Genomic DNA, 20,277 nt, shown 5'->3' on the forward strand with positions numbered 1-20,277 from the left:
GCAAGGCCCGACGCAATTTCCAGGGCACCCTGCCCGAGGAGTTCGCCGCCGGTGTCCCCATGGACGACGCCCAGCGTCGCGTGGTGTTCATGTCCGCTGCGCTGCTCCTGGACTACCCCGATGACCGCATGCCGGATATTCTCGCCGCGGTCGGCGACTCGCTCGGTGATCTTCCGGTGGAGACAGGCGAACGGTTGTCCCGGTTCCTGCAGTACGCCACCGACCGGGCTGTGGACGGCCCGTCGGCCCTCCAGCAGGACTATGTGGCCACCTTCGACCAGCGTCGCCGGTGCTCGCTGTCCCTGAGCTACTACGCCGTCGGCGACACCCGCCAACGGGGCGCGGCGATTCTGGCGTTCTCCCGCCAGATCGAGGACCTCGGCTTCACGCTGATCCGGGAGGAGCTGCCGGACCACCTGTGTGTCCTGCTCGAATCCGCGGCGCAGTCCACGGGGGACAGCTGGCACCCGGTGACCGAGATGCTCGCCTCCCACCGGGACGGACTGGAGGTGCTCCGCGCAGCACTGTCCGACCTGGACTCACCGTATGCGGAGCTGGTGACCTGCGTGTGTTCCGCACTGCCGTCCGTGTCCGACGCCACCGCCGAAAACTACCGCCGCCTCGTCCGCAGCGGTCCCCCGTCCGAACTCGTCGGGCTGGGCACCCCGCTGCCTGCTACCGGAATGGAGCATCAGCCGTGAGTCCCTTCGAGACCTTCCTGTGGTCCGGCTTCCCCTGGCTCGCCGCCGCAGCCTTCATCATCGGGGTGGTGTGGCGCTGGCGGACCGACCAGTTCGGCTGGACCAGCCACTCCTCCCAGATCTACGAGTCGCGGATCCTGCGCCTCGCCTCCCCCCTGTTCCACTGGGGGATGATGTTCGTGATCATCGGACACCTGATGGGACTGGCCATCCCGAAATCGTGGACGACCTCGGTGGGTGTCTCCGAGACGGCCTACCACCTGATCGCCACCATTCCGGGCACCATCGCCGGGATCGCAGTGATCGTGGGGCTGGTCGGACTGATATACCGCCGCGGCGTCAACCGCACGGTGTTCCTGGCCACGTCACGCTCCGACAAGGTGATGTACCTTCTGCTCGGCGTGGCGATCCTGTCCGGATTCACCGCCACCGTATCCACCCAGGTGTTCGGCGGCCCGCACGGCTACGACTACCGGGAGACGATCTCGCCGTGGCTCCGTCAGATCATGGTCTTCCAGGCCAACCCCGATCTGATGGCCGATGTCCCGTGGGAGTTCAAGGTCCATGTGGTCTGCGGCTTCTCACTGATCGCGCTGTGGCCGTTCACCCGCCTGGTCCACGCGTTCTCTGCCCCGGTGGGGTATGTCAGTCGGCCGTACATCGTCTACCGGTCCCGCGACGCGCGGACGAAAACCGCGCCCCGGCGGGAGGTCGCCTGGGAGCAGCTGGAAGTTCCCGAGCGCGAACTCGACCAGCGGATCCAGCGGCGGAGGTGATGGATCAAGGAGTCCGAGACGGCACCACCGGGCCGCTCCCGTTGTCGCTCACGCGGCCCGGGGTTACAGTGGCCTACAGTGAACCGCCCCCGGACACGGCAGCCGTTTACCCGGTTGACCTGCGGACGGAGACACCGAAACCGGGTCCGGAGATACCGAAGACCTGCCCGAGACACAACCCACGAGAAAGGGGTTGAGAACATGACCACCGTCCTGCCGACCCCTGTGGTGCGCCCCGCGCGGGCCTCGTCGACGCGCACCTCGCCGGTGCCTGACTCTCCCTCCCCCGCCCGCGCACTCGCCGACCGCTGGGGACGCGTCGCCGACGATCTGCGCATCTCACTGATCGACAAATGCAACCTGCGCTGCACCTACTGCATGCCCGCCGAGGGCATGGTCTGGCTGCAGAAGGACAACCTGCTCACCGCCGAGGAAGCCGTCCGCATCGCCGACCTGGGGGTGCGCATCTTCGGCGCGCGCGATGTGAGGTTCACCGGCGGCGAGCCCCTGGTCCGTCGCGACCTGGCGGACATCATCGCCGGCGTCCGACGCCTCCACCCGGAGATCCCGGTCTCCATCACCACCAACGGCATCGGTCTGGACAAGCGCATCGACGAGCTGGTGGACGCCGGCCTGACCCGCGTCAATGTCTCCCTGGACACCGTCGACCGCGAGGCGTTCAAGGAACTCACCCGACGCGACCGTCTCCCCCAGGTCATCAAGGGCCTGGAGGCGGCGAAGGCTGCCGGTCTGGAGCCGGTGAAGGTCAACGCGGTACTCATGCGCGGCATCAACGACACCGGTGCCGCCGACCTGCTGGAGTGGTGCGTCACCCGCGGTTACCAGCTGCGCTTCATCGAACAGATGCCGCTGGACGCCGACCACACCTGGGCGAAGGAGAACCTGGTCTCCGGTGCCGAGGTCCGGGCCCGGCTCTCCGAGCGTTTCGACCTCTCCCCTGACCCGGTGCCCCGCGGGTCCGCCCCGGCACAGTTGTGGGAGGTGCGGCCGAAGGAGGCGTCCGCGTCCTCCCCGGCACTGGGCAAGGTCGGTGTGATCGCCTCGGTGACCGAGTCCTTCTGCGCGGCGTGTTCGCGCACCCGCATCACCGCCGACGGCAAGGTGCGCAGCTGCCTGTTCTCCAACGAGGAGACGGACCTGCTCTCGGTGATGCGCTCCGGGGCATCCGACGAGGAAATCTGCGACGTGTGGGCGGGCGCGATGATGCTCAAGCCACGGGCCTACGGCTCTGACGAGGTAACGCTCAATGACCCGGAGTACGTGCAGCCCGAGCGCACGATGAGCGCCATCGGGGGTTAGTTTCCGGTGTTCAACTTCTGCCCCGGTAGGCTGAAGCGGTGACTACCCCAGACTTCACCGCCCCGGTCGAACTGCGCAGCGTCGTGAGCTCCGCCGACCGGATGCGTCGCGCCCTTCCTCTGATCATCATCACCTTCGTCGCCGCGTTCGTCGCCACCGCCGTCGTGACGACCTACCTGGTCGGGAAACTGTGGTTGGGCTGCATCCTCGGGGCGGTCCTCGGCGTCATCCTGTGCCGCATGTTCTTCGGCAACCTGAAGAACGCCTCGAACCGCGACAACCAGCGCCTGGTCCTCAGCCCGGACGGGATCCGCGCGACCGACGGCACCCTGACCACCCTGATGCGCTGGGGTGACGTGCGTGTCATCACCACCCCGAAGGGTGCGAACCGGGTGGGCATCGTCGGGGACGCCATGCTCACCCTCAACCCGGAGGGTGACCCGAAACTGGTCGAGCGGTACTCCGGGATGACGGAGGCACCGGAGGCGTTCCGTGGCGGCAGGCCGGTACACGACAAGGACGGTGCCCTGTTCCCCGGCGACTTCGAGGCGTCCTGGCGACAGGGTGAGATCGGCTCCTGGCTGCGCCACTACCGTCCTGATCTCGGGGTGTGAGAGGTCTGGTGTGCGCGTTCCCGGTTGCAGTTCCGGGTGACCGTGGTAACACTGGAATGCATGACATCGTCTTCCATGCCAGCCCCTCTTCCGCCGTCGCTGCGCGGCATCGTGTCGGACTACATCGATGCCACGACCACAGCCGCTGCCACGACGACCGACGCTGCCCTGGTACTCGATGATGACGCGCACCTCATCTCCGCGCACCTGTCGGGTGAGTGGGACGACGATGACCGCGTGCACCGCGAGAAGGCGCACCAGACCATCGTCACTCTGCTGGACACCGCCTCCCCCGAAGACCTCTCAGCCGTGAGCACCGAGCTCGCCGGCGCCGCGGAGATCCTCATGACCCGGTAGTTCGGCGGGACGCCCAGGGGTCCCCGACGTAGACGTTCCGTGGTCGTCGTCATCTCGACCCGCTGTGACGTCCGGTGGCAGCGGCACGCTTTCTGTCTTCTACCCCTCGTCCGGAGCATCGACGGCTGTCGGGTCTCCCGTGACAGCCACTCCGACGCCCGTCTATTCTCCCCCCCCGGCCCTCTGGCTGCGACCACCGGTACCGAGAAGAGGAAATCAGGTACCTGAATTCCGCGCCCACGTACTGGTGGCTGCACGAAGGAAGTCCGGTACCGGTAGCTGCGGAAAGGCTTCATGTCTGCGGCAGGCACAAATCGCCACTTTCGTGGCACGGAATCCCGGATTCGTGCCTGCCGCAGACATGCTGCACGGGTGGGGGCAGAGCAGACAGTGGCCCTGCCCCGTCACTCACACATTCGCGGCGGCGAAGCGGGTGCCGGGGCGCCGGTACACCGCCCAGGTCAAGAGGGCCATCAGCAGATACGCCCCCGCGAAGATCCAGAACGCGGTGTCGAAGCCACCGGTGGTGTTCTTCGACAGGTTCAGCACCTGCGGAATCGCGAAGCCACCGAAACCACCGACCGCGCCGATGTAGCCCAGGGCCGCGGCACTCTTGCGCTCATGCCCCACCGGATCATCGGACGCCACGGACAGTTCGAACACCGTCGGGATCATCCGGTACACCGACCCGTTGGCCAGCCCGGTCAGGGTGAACAGCAGCAGGAACAGCAGCAGGTAGCCGGAGAAGCTGATGCTGTCGAGCAACACCACGAGCACGCTGGTCACCACGGCCATGCACACGAACACCACGATGCTCACCCGCGCTCCACCGACACGGTCGGCGAGGCGTCCTCCATAGGGGCGCGCCAACGAACCGACCAGCGGACCGAGGAAGGCCAGGGTCAGCGTCGCCCCCACCACGGTGAAGGAGGAGAAGTCAGGGAACTGGGTCTTGATCAGGGTCGGGAACACCGAACCGAAGCCCATGAAGGAGCCGAAGGCGCCGACATAGAGGAAGGCGATGATCCACAGATGCTTCTCGCGCAGCGCCGAGAGCGAGCCCCGGATGTCATTTCGTGCCGAGGTGAGGTTGTGCATGTAGCGGCGGGCGCCCCACGCGGCCAGCAGGATCAGCGGGATCCAGATCAGGCCGGCCATCGGCAGCGCCGGGTCGAAAGCACCGAAGGCGAACACGGACACAGCCACCGGAATGACCAGCTGGGCGACGGCCACGCCGAGGTTGCCGCCGGCGGCGTTCACACCGAGTGCGGCCCCCTTCTCGGCCTTCGGGTAGAAGAAGGTGATGTTGGACATGGAGCTGGCGAAGTTGCCGCCACCGAGTCCGGCCGTCGCCGCGATGACGAACAGCACCCACACCGGCGGATTGTCGGCGAAGAGCACCAGGGTCGTCGCGACGGTGGGGATGAGCAGCAGCAGAGCCGAGATCACCGTCCAGTTGCGTCCGCCGAAGATGGGGACGGTGAAGCTGTAGGGGATGCGCATCGTCGCACCGACGAGCGGCGGCAGGGAGACCAGCCAGAACTGCTGGGAGCTGGTGATGTCGATGCCGGCCTGCGGCAGCATGATGACGGTCACCGACCACATCTGCCACACGGCGAAGCCGAGGAACTCGCAGAAGACGGACCAGATGAGGTTCTGTCGGGCGGTCGCTCGCCCGGGGCCGTTCCAGAACGCCGGATCCTCGGGGGTCCAGTTGGTGATCCAGCGTCCCTCCTTCATCTCGAGGTGGGGTTCAGGCGGGCTGTGGACGGGGGCGGTGACGGTCACGGAAGGGCTCCTCACGGTCTCGGTCAGGTAGGGACTCCCCCAGATATAGGCAGTCCGGACCTCCCGGGGAAACTCGGAAACAGGAACTTCACGTGGCGGCCCCCAGGTGTCGGCGAACGCACATCGGCGCAGGTGACGGGGTGTGACGTCCTCACAGGAGACGGAAGGACGCCGTGAGTTCCTGTTCCCAGTCGTGTAACGCGCACCAGACGAACCGGCAATACAACGGGCTTAGCGTCCCTGATCATGACCGGAACAACTGTGGACACCGTCTGCGGGTACTGTGGCGTCGGCTGCGGGCTCACCCTCACGAGCGACGACCATGGCGTCCTCTCCGCGAAGGGCACCGCCGACCACCCCGCCAACCGTGGCCGCCTGTGCACCAAAGGCACGACGACCGCCGACCTGCTGAATTCCGGAGGACGCCAGACCGCGGCCCTCGTCGACGGAGAGGAGACACCGGTGGACGCCGCGGTGGCCGAGGTCGCCGCCCGCTTCACCGCCCTGCGCGAGGACCACGGGGACGACGCCGTGGCGCTGTACGTCTCCGGACAGATGTCGACCGAGGCGCAGTACCTGGCGAACAAGCTGGCCAAGGGGTATTTCCGCACGAACCTCATCGAGTCGAACTCGCGCCTGTGCATGGCGTCTGCGGCGACGGGTTACAAGCAGTCGCTCGGCGCGGACGGCCCGCCCGGTTCCTATGACGACCTCGACCACGCCGATGTCTTCCTCGTCACCGGGGCGAACATGGCCGACTGCCACCCGATCCTCTTCCTGCGGATGATGGACCGGGTGAAGCAGGGGGCGAAACTCATTGTCGTGGACCCGCGGCGTACGGCGACGGCGAAAAAGGCGGACCTGTTCCTCCAGGTCAGGCCGGGCACGGACATGGCGCTGCTCAACGGACTACTGCGGCTGATCATGGACAACGGCGACACCGACGAAGATTTCATCGCCGAGTTCACCGAGGGCTGGGAGGTCATGGCCGACCATCTCGCCGACTACCCGGTCGAGACCGTCGCGGAAATCACCGGGGTAGACGCGGCCGATCTGGAGCAGGCGGCGTCCTGGATCGGTGGGACGCGGAAGCTCGTCAGCCTGTGGACGATGGGGCTGAACCAGTCGATCCACGGCACCTGGCACACCACCGCACTGTGCAACCTTCACCTGGCGACCGGCGCGATCTGCCGTCCCGGGGCGGGCCCGTTCTCGCTGACCGGCCAGCCGAATGCGATGGGTGGACGCGAGATGGGCTACATGGGCCCCGGCCTGCCCGGCCAGCGCACGGTGCTGGACGCCGACCAGCGCGCAGAGGTCGAACAGATCTGGGATCTGCCCGCCGGGACGCTGCACGACCGGTGCGGTTCCGGGACCGTGGACCTGTTCCGCGACCTGGCCGACGAGGACGGAACGGTCAAGGCACTGTGGGTGATCTGCTCGAACCCGGCGTCCTCCATGGCGAACGGGAACGCGGTCGCCGAGGCGCTGGACGCCGCGGACTGCGTCGTCGTGCAGGACGCCTACGCCGGCACCGCCACCGCCGGGCACGCCGACATCGTGCTGCCCGCCGCCCTGTGGTCCGAGGCGGACGGGGTGATGGTGAACTCCGAGCGCAACCTCACGCTCACCTCTCCTCTGCTGGACGCCCCGGGCGACGCCCTACCGGACTGGGAGCTGATCTGCCGGGTCGCACGTGCCATGGGCTTCGCCGGTTTCGACTTCGCCTCCGCGTCCGAGGTCTTCGACGAGATCCGCCGGTTCCACAATCCGAGGACGGGCTGGGACCTGCGGGGAGTCGACCATGGACGGCTGCGGCAGGGGCCGGTGCAGTGGCCGGCCGCGCCAGAGTCTGAGAGCCGGAATCCGGTGCGCTATCTCAATGACGGGGTCAGCCAGGAGCTGTTCGTCACCGACGGCGGCGACATCCCCCGCCTCGCCTTCCCCACCCCGACCCGGCGCGCCCGCTTCCACGCCCGCCCGTGGCTGCCGCCCGCCGAGACTCCGGACGAGGAGTTCCCGCTGGTCCTGACCACCGGGCGGTTGCCGCACCAGTGGCACACGATGACAAAGACCGGGCGGGTGAAGAAGCTGATGAAGCTCAACCCGTCGAGTTTCGTGCAGATCAATCCGGTGGACGCCGAGGGCCTCGGTGCGGCGGACGGTGATCCGGTCGAGGTCCGTTCCCGACGCGGTGCGGTGACCGCTCGCGCGCTGGTCAGTCCGGATATCGTGCCCGGCACCTGCTTCATCCCCATGCACTACGCGGACACCCCGGTCAACGAGGTGACCAGTGACGCCGTGGATCCCGAGTCCCTGCAGCCCGAGTTCAAGGCGTGTGCGGTGTCGGTGACTGCTGTTCCCGATGCGCCCGCTGTTCCCGCTGGCGGAGCCGCCGAGGAGAATACTGTGCCCCATCTGCCCGACCTGCCTGCAGTGCTCGCCGCCGCCCCGACCGCCGACTGGACGGTCGCCGAACGTGCCTGGCTCGACGGCATGGTCCACGCCCTCACTCTCGCCCCTCCGACGGACGCGGTCCCCACCGTCCCGCCCCATGCGCCGCTGGCGGAGCCGCACCGGGCGTGGGTCGACGGGGTGCTCTCCGGACTGTTCGCCCGGGTGCCGCTGGCAACGTCGCCTGCTCCCGCCGCTGCACCGGAGGCACAGCCTGACCAGCCGCCGGTGACCGTGGTCTGGGCCTCCCAGACCGGCACCGTCGAGGAGTACGTCCCCGATCTCGTGGCCGCGCTCACGGCGTCCGGCATCCCGGCGCAGGAACGGTGCGCGGACAGTGTCACCCCGGCCGAACTGACGGGCACGGTGCTGTTCGTCGTGGCGTCCACCGGTGACGGCGAGGCCCCGGACAACGCCACCGCCCTCTGGGACTCTCTTTCCGGGCAGTCTGACCTGCCGGAACTGGCTGATCTGTGTTACTCGGTCCTCGGCTTCGGAGACTCCTCCTACGCCGACTTCTGCGGCTTCGCCCGCCGTCTCGACGAGCGGCTCACCGGCCTCGGTGCACAGCAGCTCGCCCCGCGCGGTTCCTGCGAACCCGATTTCGAGGACGCCGCGGCCGCCTGGCTCGCCGCCGTCTCCGAGGAGCTGGGCGAGGAGACTGCCGAGGACGCCACTGACGCGGCCGCTGACGTGGCCGCTGACGCCGCCTCAGCACCTGCATCCCCCACCGCATCCACCTGGTCCCGTAACAACCCGCTACCCACCCGACTACTGGAATCCACCCGACTGACCAGTGGCGACCCGGTCTCCACCGGCCGCGAGGTCCGCCGCTACGCCTTCGAGCTGCCCGCCGACACACTCACCTACTCCGCCGGCGACGCCCTGGGCGTCTGGCCCCGCAACCGGCCCGCCGTCGTCGAGGAGTTCCTCGCGCGCACCGGACTCAACGCGTCCGCCGGCGACGACCTCATCGAGACCCTCACCGGGGAACTCGACATCACCGCGATCACCCCGGCGGTGCTGCGACTCATCCATGCCCAGCACCCGGGGTCCGGTCTCGGCTCCCTCACCGACGATCCCGCGGCTCTGCGTGAATACGCCCACGGCCGGCAGTTGTGCGACGTCCTGGCGTCCTACCCGGTGACAGTGCCGGCCGAGGAGTGGGTGGAAACGCTGTCACCGCTGCGTCCGCGGCTGTACTCGATTTCCTCGTCGCCGCGGAGTGATCCGGGGCGGGTGGAGATCACCGTCTCGACTGTGGGTTTCAAGAGCACGGAAGGCCACCGGCGTCGCGGTGTGAGTTCCGGGTGGCTCGCTGGCCTGGCATCCGGCGACGAGGTGCGGCTGTTCATCTCCCCGAACCGGAGCTTCGGGCCGCCCGAGCAGGCCGACGCACCGATGATCATGATCGGCCCCGGCACCGGCATCGCCCCGTTCCGTGGGTTTCTCCAGGATCGACGGCAGACCGGCGCAACCGGCGAGAACTGGTTGTTCTACGGCGAGCGGCACGAGGCGACGGACTTCCTCTACCGCGAAGAGCTCAACAGTCTGCGCAGTGACGGGACGCTGACCCGGCTGTCCACCGCCTTCTCCCGCGACACATCCGAGCGGGTGTACGTGCAGGACCGGATGCGGCGTCATGCCAGGGAGCTGTGGGAGTGGATCGGGCGCGGCGCGCACCTCTACGTCTGCGGGGACGCCGCCCGGATGGCCACCGATGTCGACCGGACGCTGCGGCAGATCGTCGCCGAGCAGGGTGCGATGGGCGAGGCGGAGGCCGGTGAGTTCGTCGCCCGGCTCTCGGCGGAGAAGCGGTACGTGCGTGACGTGTACTGAATGCGTCCTGTCGCTTGCTGATGCGCGCGGAGCGCTGCCCGGATTCCGCCTGCCCGGTCCGGTTGCTCCGATTGCGCCTATTCAGTTATTCAGTAACTCCCGGAGTGATCCGCCCGTCGCTGGACATAAAACAACCCCGGCAGTGCCGGTAACACGACCAGAGTTGCCCGAACACAAAGTGCTCGACCTCTCCGGTTCAGGCTCTTACCTGAACCATCCGAGGATGTCGGTCGCGATCCTGGTTACCCCGCCGACCACTGCGATCCACCTGTGGATCCGGCCGGCAGGGTGTTTCTTGTCGTGACAGGGCTGATCGTCCGGAGCGCCGCCGGATAGCGGATCCCTCCATGACAACCACCCGGCCCCGTCAGTGCCCCGTCAGTGCCCCGTCAGTGCCCGGTCAGTGCCCGGTCAGTGCCCGGTCAGTGCCCGGTCAGTGCCCGGTCAGTGCCCGGTCAGTGCCCGGTCAGTGCCCGGTCAGTGCCCGGTCGCTGCCCTGCCACTGCCCTACCGCTGCCCTACCGCTGCAGCTACCAGAATCGATGTGGCTTGACTGTCGCTACCAGCACCGAGAGGAGGAAATCAGGTACCTGACTTCCGCGCCACGGTACTGGTGGCTGCACAGGAGAAGGCTCGGTACCGGTAGCTGCATGAGGAGCACGGCGCTGCCGGACCATTCACCCGTTCGTCGGAGCTTCACGACTGCGGCAGGCACGGATCACGACTTTTGTGGCACGGAACCCCGGATTCGTGCCTGACGCAGATCTGCTGCACCGGCGTGGCGGGGTGAGGGCCAGACGCACCCCGAACACTGTTCCGGTCGCAGACCACCACACACCTGGTGTCCGGAAGTAGTGGCGAGGAGTCGGTCCACCTCCACGGGTGTACGGAAGTAGTGGTGAGAGGTCGTTATCAGGTACCTGACTACAGCCCCTCGCCACTACTTCCGTACATGGGGTGGACCATGGGCACAGGCGGCGGAACAGGGACGGGGAACAGAGAGACACGGCGGTACGAGCTCAGAGGGCGCCGCAGCGCCCACATTTCCTCCGGGGACGCCGTGTTTCGTGGACGTGTCCGAGTTCCACCACCGGCACCCTCACCGTGAACCGACCGTAAAACAGTGCGCTCACCAGTGTCGATGTCTTCAAGAGAGCCTTAACGTTCGCATCATGACCACAACGACTGCAGCACCCCACACCGTCATCGTCGGCTTCGGCATGGTCGGCCACCGCACCGTCACCGAGATCCTCGACCGCGACCCGTCCGCCCGTGTCACCGTGATCTCCGGCGAGAAATGCCACGCCTACGACCGCGTCGCCCTCTCCAGCTACGTCTCCTCCTGGGACCGCTCCCTCCTCGAGATGTCCGACCTGCCGGAGCACGTTGACGTCGTGCACGCGCAGGCCACCGGCATCGACCGGGACGCCCGCACCGTCACCTGTGACGACGGCGCCGGCGGACAGCCCACCGTCCGCTACGACCACCTCGTCCTCGCCACCGGCTCCTACGCCTGGGTCCCTCCGGTCCCCGGCCACGACCTGCCCGGCTGCACGGTCTACCGCACCCTCGACGACCTCGACGACATCCGACGCATCGTCGAGGACGCCCGTTCCGTCGGTCGCGAGCCCGTCGGTGCCGTCATCGGCGGTGGCCTGCTCGGCCTGGAGGCCGCCAACGCCCTCAAGCTCCTCGGCGCGAAGGCCCACATCATCGAGCGTTCCCCGCGTCTGATGCCCATCCAGGTGGACGCTGACGGTGGCGTCCTGCTGGCGGAGAAGGTCCGCGAGCTCGGCGTGGAGGTCCACGTCGACACCGGCACCGACCTCATCGCCGAATCGGCGGAGAGGGACAACCTCACCCTCACCCTCTCCTCCCCCGTCCCCGCTCCCGGCGAGCCCGCCCCGGAGAACCCGACCATCAGCGAGCTCACCGTCGATGTCGTCGTCTTCGCCACCGGCGTCCGCCCGATCGACGCCCTGGCGGACTCCGCCACCCCGGAACCGCTGCCCAAGGCACCGCGCGGCGGCATCCTCACTGACCGTCTGTGCCAGACGGAAGACCCGCACATCAGCGCCGTCGGTGAGTGCGCCGCGGTCGACGGGGTCTGCTACGGACTCGTCGCCCCCGGCTATACCACCGCGGAGATCGTCGCCGACCGCCTGACCGGCCGCAACGCCACCGCCTTCGAAGATCCGGACATGTCCACGAAGCTCAAGCTGCTCGGGGTGGACGTCGCCAGCTTCGGTGACGCCCACGCCACCACCGAGGGCGCACGTCCGCTGACCGTCAATGACCCGGTCAACGGCACCTACGGCAAGCTCGTGATGGACCGCACCGGCTCCACGCTCCTCGGTGGCGTCCTCGTCGGTGACGCCCAGGCGTACGCGATGCTGCGTCCGATGGTCGGCGAGGACCTGCCGAACCCGATGTCCTTCCTCACCCCGGCCGACGGGGACGCCCCGGGTGGGACAGCCGCCGGCGTCAGCGCTCTGCCGGACGCCGCCCAGATCTGCTCCTGCAACGCCGTGACCAAGGGCGATATCCGCGAGGCGATCACCGACGGCGCCTGCTCCGTGGCGGATCTGAAGACCTGCACCCGGGCGGGCACCAGCTGCGGTTCGTGTGTCGGACTGCTGGGTCAGCTGCTGGACGCCGAGGGCGTGGAGCAGGACAAGTCCCTGTGCGCCCACTTCCGGCAGTCCCGCGAGGAACTCTTCCAGTGCGCCGCCGCCACCCGGATCCGGGACTTCCCCCGGTTCATCCGCCGCTTCGGCACCGGCCACGGCTGCGAGATATGCAAGCCGACGATGGCGTCCATCTTCGCCACCCTCGACACCTCCCACCACGTCCTCGACGACGGACACGCCGCCCTGCAGGACTCGAACGACCGCTTCCTCGCCAACATCCAGCGCAACGGCTCCTACTCGGTCGTCCCGCGGATGCCCGGCGGCCAGGTCACCCCGGAGCAGCTCATCGTCGTCGGTGAAATCGCCCGCGACTTCGACCTCTACGTCAAGGTCACCGGCGCCCAGCGCATCGACATGTTCGGCGCCCGCGTCGACCAGCTCCCGGACATCTGGCGCAGGCTGGTGGACGCCGGCATGGAGTCCGGCCAGGCCTACGGCAAGTCACTGCGCGCGGTGAAGAGCTGCGTGGGCACCGACTGGTGCCGCTACGGCCAGCAGGACTCGGTGCGTCTCGCCGTGGACCTGGAGCTGCGCTACCGGGGTCTGCGCAGTCCGCACAAGCTGAAGATGGGCGTCTCCGGGTGTGCCCGCGAGTGCGCGGAAGCCCGTGGCAAGGACATCGGTGTCATCGCCACGGAGCACGGCTGGAACCTCTACGTCGCCGGCAACGGTGGCGCGACGCCGCGGCACGCCGAACTGCTGGCCGCGGACCTCGACGAGGAGACCCTGATCAGCTACATCGACCGGTTCCTCGGTTTCTACGTCCGCACCGCCGACCGCCTGCAGCGCACCGCGGCGTGGGTGGAGGCGACCGAGGGCGGGCTCGACCACATCCGTGAGGTGGTCTGCGAGGACTCCCTCGGCATCGCCGCGGACCTGGAGGAGTTCATGGCCCGTCACGTCGAGGACTACACCGACGAATGGGCCGCCGTCCTCGAGGACCCGGAGAAGCTGCGTCGCTTCGTCTCCTTCGTCAACGCCCCCGAATCCCCCGACCCGACCATCCGGTTCGGTGAGCAGGACGGCCGCAAGGTCCCACTGCCGTTGCCCGGCATCCGTACCGCATCCACATCGACATCCACACCGACATCCACCGCGACCCCTACCACCGCTGCCTGAGGAGGCACCCGTCATGACTGTCACCACCGCTGCCCACACCTTCACCGTCTGCCGCGCCGACCAGCTCGAAGACAACCTCGGGGCCGGCGTCCTGCTGCCCGACGGCACCCAGATCGCTCTGTTCCGCGTCCCTACCGGCGAACCCGACCGCGCCGGACGCATGCCCGACTCGACCGTTTTCGCGGTCTCCAACATCGACCCGTACTCCGGGGCAGCGGTGATCTCCCGTGGCATCGTCGGCGAGGTCGACGGCGAGCCGACTGTGGCGTCCCCGCTGCTCAAGCAGCGTTTCAGCCTGACCGACGGGCATTCCCTGGAGGACGCCGACCACCGCCTCGCGGTCTATCCGGTGGAGGCCACCGGGGACAAGATCCTCGTGCACTGCTGAATCTCACACACCCTGCATTTCGGGTGTGCGGAAAATGACCCCGCCCCGTAGTCGAGGGGACAGTGACCCGAAATCCGGTGTTCCTACGGTCATAGATGACGATCCACCCCGATGACCACGGAGGAACACCATGACTGCTCTGATGACCGGACTCGATGTCCGCGACCGACTTGTCGTTCTCGTCGGCGGCGGTGACGTGACAGCCCGCCGCGCCGCCCGGCTGCGGGACGCCGGCGCGGTGCTGCGCATCGTGGCCCCGCGACTCTCCGACAACATGGTCGGGCTGCTCGACAGTCTCGCCGAGGAGCGCGACAGCACGGGACGCGTCCCCGCAGTCACCTGGATTCCGCGCCGGTACCGCGAGTCCGACCTCGACGGCGCCTGGCTGGTCCACACCGCCACCGGCGTTGACCTGGTGGACGCCGAGGTCGCCGAGGCCGCCGACCGGCTGCGCATCTGGTGCGTGGATGCCGGTCACGCCACGGAGGGCTCTGCCCGGCTGGCCGCCCAGGCCACCGAGGATGAGGTCACCGTCGGTGTGGTCTCCACCGGTGCGCCGGACCCGCGGCGTGTGGTGAAGGTCCGTGACCGGATCCAGGAGTTGCTGGACACCGGTGAGCTGCCCACCACCCCGGTGCGTTCCGGCACCGGACGCGTCGTGCTGCTCGGCGGTGGCCCCGGGCCCCGCGACCTGATGACCGTCCGCGCCCAGCGCGTCCTGCAGTCCGCGGACGTCATCGTGCACGACCGGTTGGGGCCGACGGGTTTCCCGGGCTGGATCAGCGACCGGGTGGAGATCGTCGACGTCGGCAAGGCGCCGGGGCGACATCCGGTCCCGCAGGAGGAGATCAACCGGATCATCGTCGACCGGGCGGCACGGGGTCTGACGGTCGCCCGGCTCAAGGGCGGCGACAGCTTCGTCTTCGGACGCGGCGGCGAGGAGATCCTGGCCTGCCGGGCCGCCGGTGTGCCGGTGGACGTGGTGCCCGGGGTATCGTCGGTCATCGCTGCGCCGCAATCGGCGGGGGTACCGCTGACACACCGTGGCACGGCGGATACGGTACATATCGTGAACGGTCACCGACTTCCCGGCCCCGCGACGCTGGAGGCACTCCACGACGACGCCACCACCGTGGTCGTCCTCATGGGCACCTCGATGCTGCCGTCGTTCGCGGCCGCGGCCTTGGACGCCGGCGTCACCCCGGAGCGTCCGGTGGCTGTGGTGGAGCGCGCCCACCGTGCTGACCAGCGGTGCGTCCGCGGTACGCTCGGCACCATCGGTGACGTCGCGACGGCGGAGGGAGTGCGCAATCCGGCGGTGATCGTCATCGGCGAGACCGCCCGCGAGGGCCTGCTGGACGCCGCAACCGTCGACGCCGCCGGTACTGCCGACGAGGTGGCGGTATGAGCGGCGCGCGTCAGCTCTCCCACGCCCTCGACGGCTGCCACATCCTGCTGCCGGTGGACCGTCGCTCCGGTGAACTTTCCACCGCCCTGGAACGCCACGGCGCGGAGACCACCGTCGCCCCCTCGCTGACCATCACCCCGCACTTCGACGACGCCGAGCTGCTGGACGCCACCCACCGGATCATCGATGATCCGCCGGACATCGTGATCGTCACCACGGGTGTGGGTTTCCGCGGTTGGATGGACGCCACCGAACAGGACGGCTGCCAGGAGGAGCTCCTCGCGTCCCTGGGATCCGCCCAGATTCTGGTGCGTGGCCCGAAGGCCCGCGGCGCGGTCCAGGGCGTGGGGCTGGACATCGACTGGGTCGCCGAAAGCGAGACCTCCGCCGAGATCACCGAGTTTCTGCTGGCCGAGGGAGTGCGGGACGCCAAGGTGGTCATCCAGCACCACGGTGAGGGCGATCCGCTGATGGAGCAGATCCTCGAGGACGCCGGCGCCGAGGTCAGTGGTCTGGTGATCTACCGGTGGGGTCCGCCGCCGGACCCGGACCTCGTCGCCCGTACGACCGGCCTGGTCGCCGGCGGGGCGGTGGACGCGGTACTGTTCACCTCCGCCCCGGGTGCCCGCGCCTGGCTGAAGACCGCGGAACGCATCGGGACGCTGCCGGCGATCCACCAGCTCGCCGGCGAACGCACCATGTTCGGCGCGGTGGGCCCTATCACCGCAGCCCCGCTGCGTACCCGTGGTATCGACGTCATCGTCCCGGAGCGTTACCGGCTCGGTGCGCTGGTCCGTGAGACAGTGAACCAGCTGGCCGGCCCGGAGACGGCGACGGCCACGGCCTTCGGCCCGCTGCACATGCGTACCGGTGGTGCGCTGCTCGACGGCACCTTCCACGCCCTGGGACGCACCGGGTCAGATGTCCTGCGGATCCTGGCCGCCCGGCCGGGTCGGGTGAGATCCCGGGCGGAGATCGCCGAGGAACTGTCCTCCGGTGTGGTCGGCGGCAAGGCCGACGGCTGGGCCGACGGGCAGACCACGGAACGTGCCGTGGAGGTGGCGGTCGCACGGGTGCGCAGTGCCCTGGAGACCCCGGACCTGATCCAGACCGTCTACAAGCGCGGTTACCGCCTCGCCCTGGACGACGCCGACCTCGCTGCCATCCATTCGCGCGGGGCGTGAGGGTCGGCGCCGACTTTCGGTGCCTCACGCCCACACACGGCGTCCCCCCGCCCCCACGGGCTTCAGATCTGCGGCAGGCAAGAATTGCGGCAGCTGTGGCAGAGAAACGCGGATTTCTGAGTGCCGCAGACTTGCTGCACTTCTGTGCCCTCCCATGAGACCCGGAGCGACGCGCCGTGTGCGCCGCCTGTACCGCACACATCTCCGGCCACTCCCCTGGTTCACCACCCCTCAACAACCCACCCGACACAAAACCGCCCACCTCGTGCACGAGGCACAGGAGCGGGCGGTGTGAAGCACCGGAGGCCGGACAATCATCCGGCCACGGCGGCAGACGCTGAATTACTCGGCGTTCTGACCGGACTTGAACGGGAAGCCGAGCTCGCGCAGCAGGGCGCGACCCTCGTCGTCGTTCGAGGCGGTGGTCACCACGGTGATGTTCATACCGCGGGGACGGTCGATGGAGTCGACGTCGATCTCGTAGAACATGGACTGCTCGGAGAGACCGAAGGTGTAGTTACCGTGGCCGTCGAACTGCTGGTCGGAGAGGCCACGGAAGTCGCGGATTCGCGGCAGGGCCACGGTCAGCAGACGGTCCAGGAACTCCCACATGCGGTCGCCACGCAGGGTGACGCGGGCGCCGATGGGCATACCCTCGCGGAGCTTGAAGTTCGAGATGGCCTTCTTGGCGGTGCGGATCTGCGGCTTCTGACCGGTGATGAGGGTCAGGTCCTTGATGGCGCCGTTGATCAGCTTGGAGTCGCGGGCAGCCTCGCCGACACCCATGTTCACGACGACCTTGGTCACGCCCGGGATGAGCATGACGTTCTCGAAGGAGAACTCGGTGTTGAGCGTGTCGCGGATCTCGGACTTGTAGCGGGCCTTGAGGCGCGGAGTGTAGTTCTCGCTCATTAGATGTCCTTCCCGTTACGGCGCGAGACGCGGATCTTCTTGCCGTCTTCGTCGAAGCGGTAGCCGACGCGGGTCGGGTTACCGTCGGAGTCGAGGACCATCACGTTGGAGACGTGGATCGGAGCCTCCTGGGTGACGATGCCCTCGGACTCGGCGCCACGCTCCGGAGCGGAGTTGACGACGTGCTTCTTGATGCGGTTGACACCCTCGACGAGGACCTTGTCGCGGGCCGGGTAGGCCTCGATGACGCGACCCTTGGCACCCTTGTCGGGGCCGGAGATGACGAGGACGTTGTCGCCCTTACGGATCTTCATGAGTTAGAGCACCTCCGGGGCGAGGGAAACGATGCGCATGAAGCGCTTGTCGCGCAGCTCGCGGGCCACCGGGCCGAAGATGCGGGTACCGCGCGGGTCGGTGTTGTCGGCGCCCTTGATGAGGACAGCTGCGTTCTCGTCGAACTTGATGTAGGAGCCGTCCGGACGACGGGTCTCCTTCTTGGTGCGGACGACGACGGCCTTGACGATGTCGCCGGCCTTCACCGCGCCACCGGGGGTGGCTTCCTTGACGGTGCCGACGACGATGTCACCGATGCCGCCGGAACGTCGGGTGGATCCGCCGAGCACGCGGATGACCAGGATTTCCCGGGCACCGGTGTTGTCGGCGACCCGCAGACGTGATTCCTGCTGGATCACTGGAGTCTCCTTGTAGACCTAGTAGTTCTGTGTGCGTGTGGATTTCCGTCCCGCACGCACCGGTCTGTGCCTGTATGCCGTCCGGTGGGCATGTCGCGTCCCGGAGGTCTCCGCCTCTTCCTGCAGTGGAAAGGGTCGGACACAACGGGCCGCGCCCGTAGGACCACAGGCAACCGCCCAAGTATGCCACCGGCGGTGGCGGAGTCCAAATATGCGGCGGGGCGGACGCTCCGGGATAACAGAGGACGCCGCCTCCCCACGAACTCCCCAGCCGCCGCCTCCGCCCGTGGTCTCCGCCTGTCGCCGTGCACAGTGGCGAACGACCACGCGCATCCAGAGGTGGTCCCCGTCACCGGGAGACATTTCTCACATCGCCGGCAACAGCATTCACCTTCGGGCAGAACACCGTCTCCACCAGGCATGCTCCGCCCGTGTGCCACTATTACTGCGGGGGCTGTCACCAAGTACCGGCCACCCCTGTTTTCACCCCTTGTGACGTATGTCACTCTGGTTTCTTCCCGTGACACGACTGTAACATCCGGGGAAACGTCGCGTTAACGTACCCTTGCCTGGGTTGCGGCGTTCCCCTCCCTTATTGACGTAAAGGACATGTCACATGACCATCAAGAAGAGCCTGCTCGCGGTTGCCACCGCTTCCGCCGTCGCCGTCGCCGGCGCCGGTGTCGCCAACGCCCAGAGCGATCCCGACACCCCCCAGCTTTCCGCTGAGGGCTCCCTCGACAACTTCGACCTGGGCGAGCAGCTCGGCGCCACCTTCGGTTCCGTCGACGGCAATGGCGAAGCGCAGCTCGGCCTGGCCATCGGTGCCCTCGGCGCCATCGTCTCGGCCGGCACCGCTGTCGCAGGCTCCATCACTCTCCTCCCGAAGATCGACGGTGCCATCAAGGACTTCCAGGAGTGGGCCAACCAGTACCTCCCCAACTGATCCCTCACGGAATCAGTCTCCGCAGCCTCACTGCGGACGCCCCGAAACCCCCGCGATACATCGCGGGGGTTCTCGCGTTTCTGTTACCGGGAGATGTCCCCTTCCGAACGTTTGTATGACGAGCTCCCGTCAGTCATGAAGAGCAGATTTCGTCGAGTTTCCCGGCGCAAAGTGACGGAGGAAATCTCGCCGCGACAGACAGGGAGGACGCGTCTAAGTTCCTTCTCGTCCGGCGGATCCACCGCCACCGGGAATAACGGCAGACGCCGCCCGGCCCAGTGACCAGAAGGATCACAGACATGACCATCAAGAAGAGCCTGCTCGCAGTCGCCACCGCTTCCACTGTCGCCGTCGCCGGAGCCGGAGTCGCCAACGCCGCCCCGGACAACGCCGGCGAGCTGCCGACCGAAGGTAACGGTTCGTCCGTCAGCTCGCTCGAAGGCGCTGACCTCGGCGGCCAGCTCGCCGCCGCCTTCGGTTCCAGCGACGACCAGGGCGTCTTCAACCTCCCGCAGGCGGTCAGCGCACTTATCGCTGTGGGCGCCACCGGTGCAGCTGTTGCCGGGGCCATTTCGGTCCTCCCGTCGATCTACTCCGCCACGAAGGACTTCCAGGCCTACGTCGACGAGTTCACCGCCGACACCCAGGCCTTCATCAACTCCTTCACGGGCTAAACCCTTCACAGCCTCCGCACCGCTAAGCCCCGACCTCACGCAGGTCGGTGCTTCTGTCTGTTCACCGTCATTCTTCTCGGCGGTTCATGACCAAGGGTCCCCGAATCCCCGGGGATCCGCTCACGTTCCGGACCCGGTATTCACCGTGACCGCTTCCCGCCTATGTGGTCGTCACCGGTTGCCCGTCGGGGATTCATGCCCACCACGAAGCCTTCCGTCATGTCCCGACAATCCCGCCAGGCCGTTCACACACCGAGACACCTCCGCACCCTGAGAAGCCGAGGTCGGGCGCGCAAACGGCCTCGCCCACGACACGCCCCACGACACACGCCCACTACACGCCCAGGCGCCCTTACCCGGCTGAGCAGAGCTTTCCTGACGGAGCCTCTCTGTTGCGCCTCTCCAGAAGATCACC

General features: G+C 67.9%; 16 protein-coding genes. 12 read left to right on the top strand and 4 right to left on the bottom strand.

Annotated elements, in window-relative coordinates; translation table 11 throughout:
* Nucleotides 1–59: 59 nt before the first annotated feature.
* The 5 genes from narJ to Q0A27_RS05840 all read left to right on the top strand — a co-directional run bounded on the left by narJ (nt 60) and on the right by Q0A27_RS05840 (nt 3,768).
* On the top strand, nt 60–701 hold the full coding sequence (gene narJ, locus Q0A27_RS05820; protein ID WP_291474159.1) for a nitrate reductase molybdenum cofactor assembly chaperone: 642 nt from the start codon (nt 60–62) through the stop codon (nt 699–701).
* Complete coding sequence (narI, locus tag Q0A27_RS05825) at nt 698–1,477, top strand: respiratory nitrate reductase subunit gamma (RefSeq protein WP_291474115.1); 780 nt, start codon at nt 698–700, stop codon at nt 1,475–1,477. Before narJ ends, narI begins: the two co-directional genes overlap by 4 nt.
* A 201-nt stretch (nt 1,478–1,678) precedes the next feature.
* Nucleotides 1,679–2,797, top strand: coding sequence for a GTP 3',8-cyclase MoaA (gene moaA, locus Q0A27_RS05830; protein ID WP_291474116.1), 1,119 nt, complete (start codon nt 1,679–1,681; stop codon nt 2,795–2,797).
* Between the two features lie 38 nt (nt 2,798–2,835).
* A complete protein-coding gene (locus tag Q0A27_RS05835) occupies nt 2,836–3,411 on the top strand; it encodes a hypothetical protein (RefSeq protein WP_291474117.1) in 576 nt (191 codons plus the stop codon).
* Nucleotides 3,412–3,486: 75 nt separating this feature from the next.
* Complete coding sequence (locus Q0A27_RS05840) at nt 3,487–3,768, top strand: hypothetical protein (RefSeq protein WP_291474118.1); 282 nt, start codon at nt 3,487–3,489, stop codon at nt 3,766–3,768.
* 408 nt (nt 3,769–4,176) lie between these two features.
* Here Q0A27_RS05840 and Q0A27_RS05845 read toward each other — a convergent pair whose 3' ends face one another.
* Nucleotides 4,177–5,556 carry an MFS transporter gene (locus Q0A27_RS05845; RefSeq protein ID WP_291474119.1) on the bottom strand — a complete coding sequence of 460 codons (1,380 nt, stop codon included), beginning with the start codon at nt 5,554–5,556 and terminating at the stop codon, nt 4,177–4,179.
* 246 nt (nt 5,557–5,802) lie between these two features.
* On the opposite strand from Q0A27_RS05845, the gene Q0A27_RS05850 reads away from it, so the two are divergent.
* From Q0A27_RS05850 to Q0A27_RS05870, 5 genes are all read left to right on the top strand, one after another.
* The gene (locus Q0A27_RS05850; protein WP_291474120.1) at nt 5,803–9,849 is read left to right on the top strand and encodes a bifunctional nitrate reductase/sulfite reductase flavoprotein subunit alpha; all 4,047 of its coding nucleotides are present in this window, start codon (nt 5,803–5,805) and stop codon (nt 9,847–9,849) included.
* Between the two features lie 1,172 nt (nt 9,850–11,021).
* The gene (gene nirB, locus Q0A27_RS05855; protein WP_291474121.1) at nt 11,022–13,658 is read left to right on the top strand and encodes a nitrite reductase large subunit NirB; all 2,637 of its coding nucleotides are present in this window, start codon (nt 11,022–11,024) and stop codon (nt 13,656–13,658) included.
* Between the two features lie 13 nt (nt 13,659–13,671).
* Nucleotides 13,672–14,046 (top strand): nitrite reductase small subunit NirD, encoded by a 375-nt coding sequence (gene nirD, locus Q0A27_RS05860; RefSeq protein ID WP_291474122.1) that lies wholly within the window; start codon nt 13,672–13,674, stop codon nt 14,044–14,046.
* 130 nt (nt 14,047–14,176) lie between these two features.
* Nucleotides 14,177–15,454: a uroporphyrinogen-III C-methyltransferase gene (gene cobA / locus Q0A27_RS05865; RefSeq protein WP_291474123.1), complete on the top strand. Its 1,278-nt coding sequence runs from the start codon at nt 14,177–14,179 to the stop codon at nt 15,452–15,454.
* Complete coding sequence (locus tag Q0A27_RS05870) at nt 15,451–16,638, top strand: uroporphyrinogen-III synthase (protein WP_291474124.1); 1,188 nt, start codon at nt 15,451–15,453, stop codon at nt 16,636–16,638. The genes cobA and Q0A27_RS05870 overlap by 4 nt, the downstream gene beginning before the upstream one ends.
* A 342-nt stretch (nt 16,639–16,980) precedes the next feature.
* Here Q0A27_RS05870 and rplE read toward each other — a convergent pair whose 3' ends face one another.
* From rplE to rplN, 3 genes are read right to left on the bottom strand one after another with little or no spacing between them, the layout of a single operon-like run.
* Nucleotides 16,981–17,550, bottom strand: coding sequence for a 50S ribosomal protein L5 (rplE, locus tag Q0A27_RS05875; RefSeq protein ID WP_291474125.1), 570 nt, complete (start codon nt 17,548–17,550; stop codon nt 16,981–16,983).
* Nucleotides 17,550–17,864: a 50S ribosomal protein L24 gene (rplX, locus tag Q0A27_RS05880; protein WP_291474126.1), complete on the bottom strand. Its 315-nt coding sequence runs from the start codon at nt 17,862–17,864 to the stop codon at nt 17,550–17,552. The genes rplE and rplX overlap by 1 nt, the downstream gene beginning before the upstream one ends.
* Before the next feature lie 3 nt (nt 17,865–17,867).
* Complete coding sequence (gene rplN, locus Q0A27_RS05885) at nt 17,868–18,242, bottom strand: 50S ribosomal protein L14 (protein ID WP_014010870.1); 375 nt, start codon at nt 18,240–18,242, stop codon at nt 17,868–17,870.
* Between the two features lie 616 nt (nt 18,243–18,858).
* Here rplN and Q0A27_RS05890 point away from each other — a divergent pair.
* Nucleotides 18,859–19,188, top strand: a complete 330-nt coding sequence (locus tag Q0A27_RS05890; RefSeq protein WP_291474127.1) for a hypothetical protein — start codon at nt 18,859–18,861, stop codon at nt 19,186–19,188.
* 299 nt (nt 19,189–19,487) lie between these two features.
* Nucleotides 19,488–19,862 (top strand): hypothetical protein, encoded by a 375-nt coding sequence (locus Q0A27_RS05895; protein WP_291474128.1) that lies wholly within the window; start codon nt 19,488–19,490, stop codon nt 19,860–19,862.
* Nucleotides 19,863–20,277 lie beyond the last annotated feature (415 nt).

It is taken from the genome of Corynebacterium sp. (assembly GCF_022712275.1).
Classification (GTDB): Bacteria; Actinomycetota; Actinomycetes; order Mycobacteriales; family Mycobacteriaceae; genus Corynebacterium.

Bases quoted from the DNA above. Each gene is read 5' to 3' on its own strand.
- narJ (WP_291474159.1), top strand. From the start codon at position 60: ATGGACGACGCCCAGCGTCGCGTGGTGTTCATGTCCGCTGCGCTGCTC.
- moaA (WP_291474116.1), top strand. From the start codon at position 1,679: ATGACCACCGTCCTGCCGACCCCTGTGGTGCGCCCCGCGCGGGCCTCG.
- Q0A27_RS05840 (WP_291474118.1), top strand. From the start codon at position 3,487: ATGCCAGCCCCTCTTCCGCCGTCGCTGCGCGGCATCGTGTCGGACTAC.
- Q0A27_RS05850 (WP_291474120.1), top strand. From the start codon at position 5,803: ATGACCGGAACAACTGTGGACACCGTCTGCGGGTACTGTGGCGTCGGC.
- nirB (WP_291474121.1), top strand. From the start codon at position 11,022: ATGACCACAACGACTGCAGCACCCCACACCGTCATCGTCGGCTTCGGC.
- nirD (WP_291474122.1), top strand. From the start codon at position 13,672: ATGACTGTCACCACCGCTGCCCACACCTTCACCGTCTGCCGCGCCGAC.
- cobA (WP_291474123.1), top strand. From the start codon at position 14,177: ATGACTGCTCTGATGACCGGACTCGATGTCCGCGACCGACTTGTCGTT.
- Q0A27_RS05870 (WP_291474124.1), top strand. From the start codon at position 15,451: ATGAGCGGCGCGCGTCAGCTCTCCCACGCCCTCGACGGCTGCCACATC.
- rplE (WP_291474125.1), bottom strand. From the start codon at position 17,550: ATGAGCGAGAACTACACTCCGCGCCTCAAGGCCCGCTACAAGTCCGAG.
- rplX (WP_291474126.1), bottom strand. From the start codon at position 17,864: ATGAAGATCCGTAAGGGCGACAACGTCCTCGTCATCTCCGGCCCCGAC.
- Q0A27_RS05890 (WP_291474127.1), top strand. From the start codon at position 18,859: ATGACCATCAAGAAGAGCCTGCTCGCGGTTGCCACCGCTTCCGCCGTC.
- Q0A27_RS05895 (WP_291474128.1), top strand. From the start codon at position 19,488: ATGACCATCAAGAAGAGCCTGCTCGCAGTCGCCACCGCTTCCACTGTC.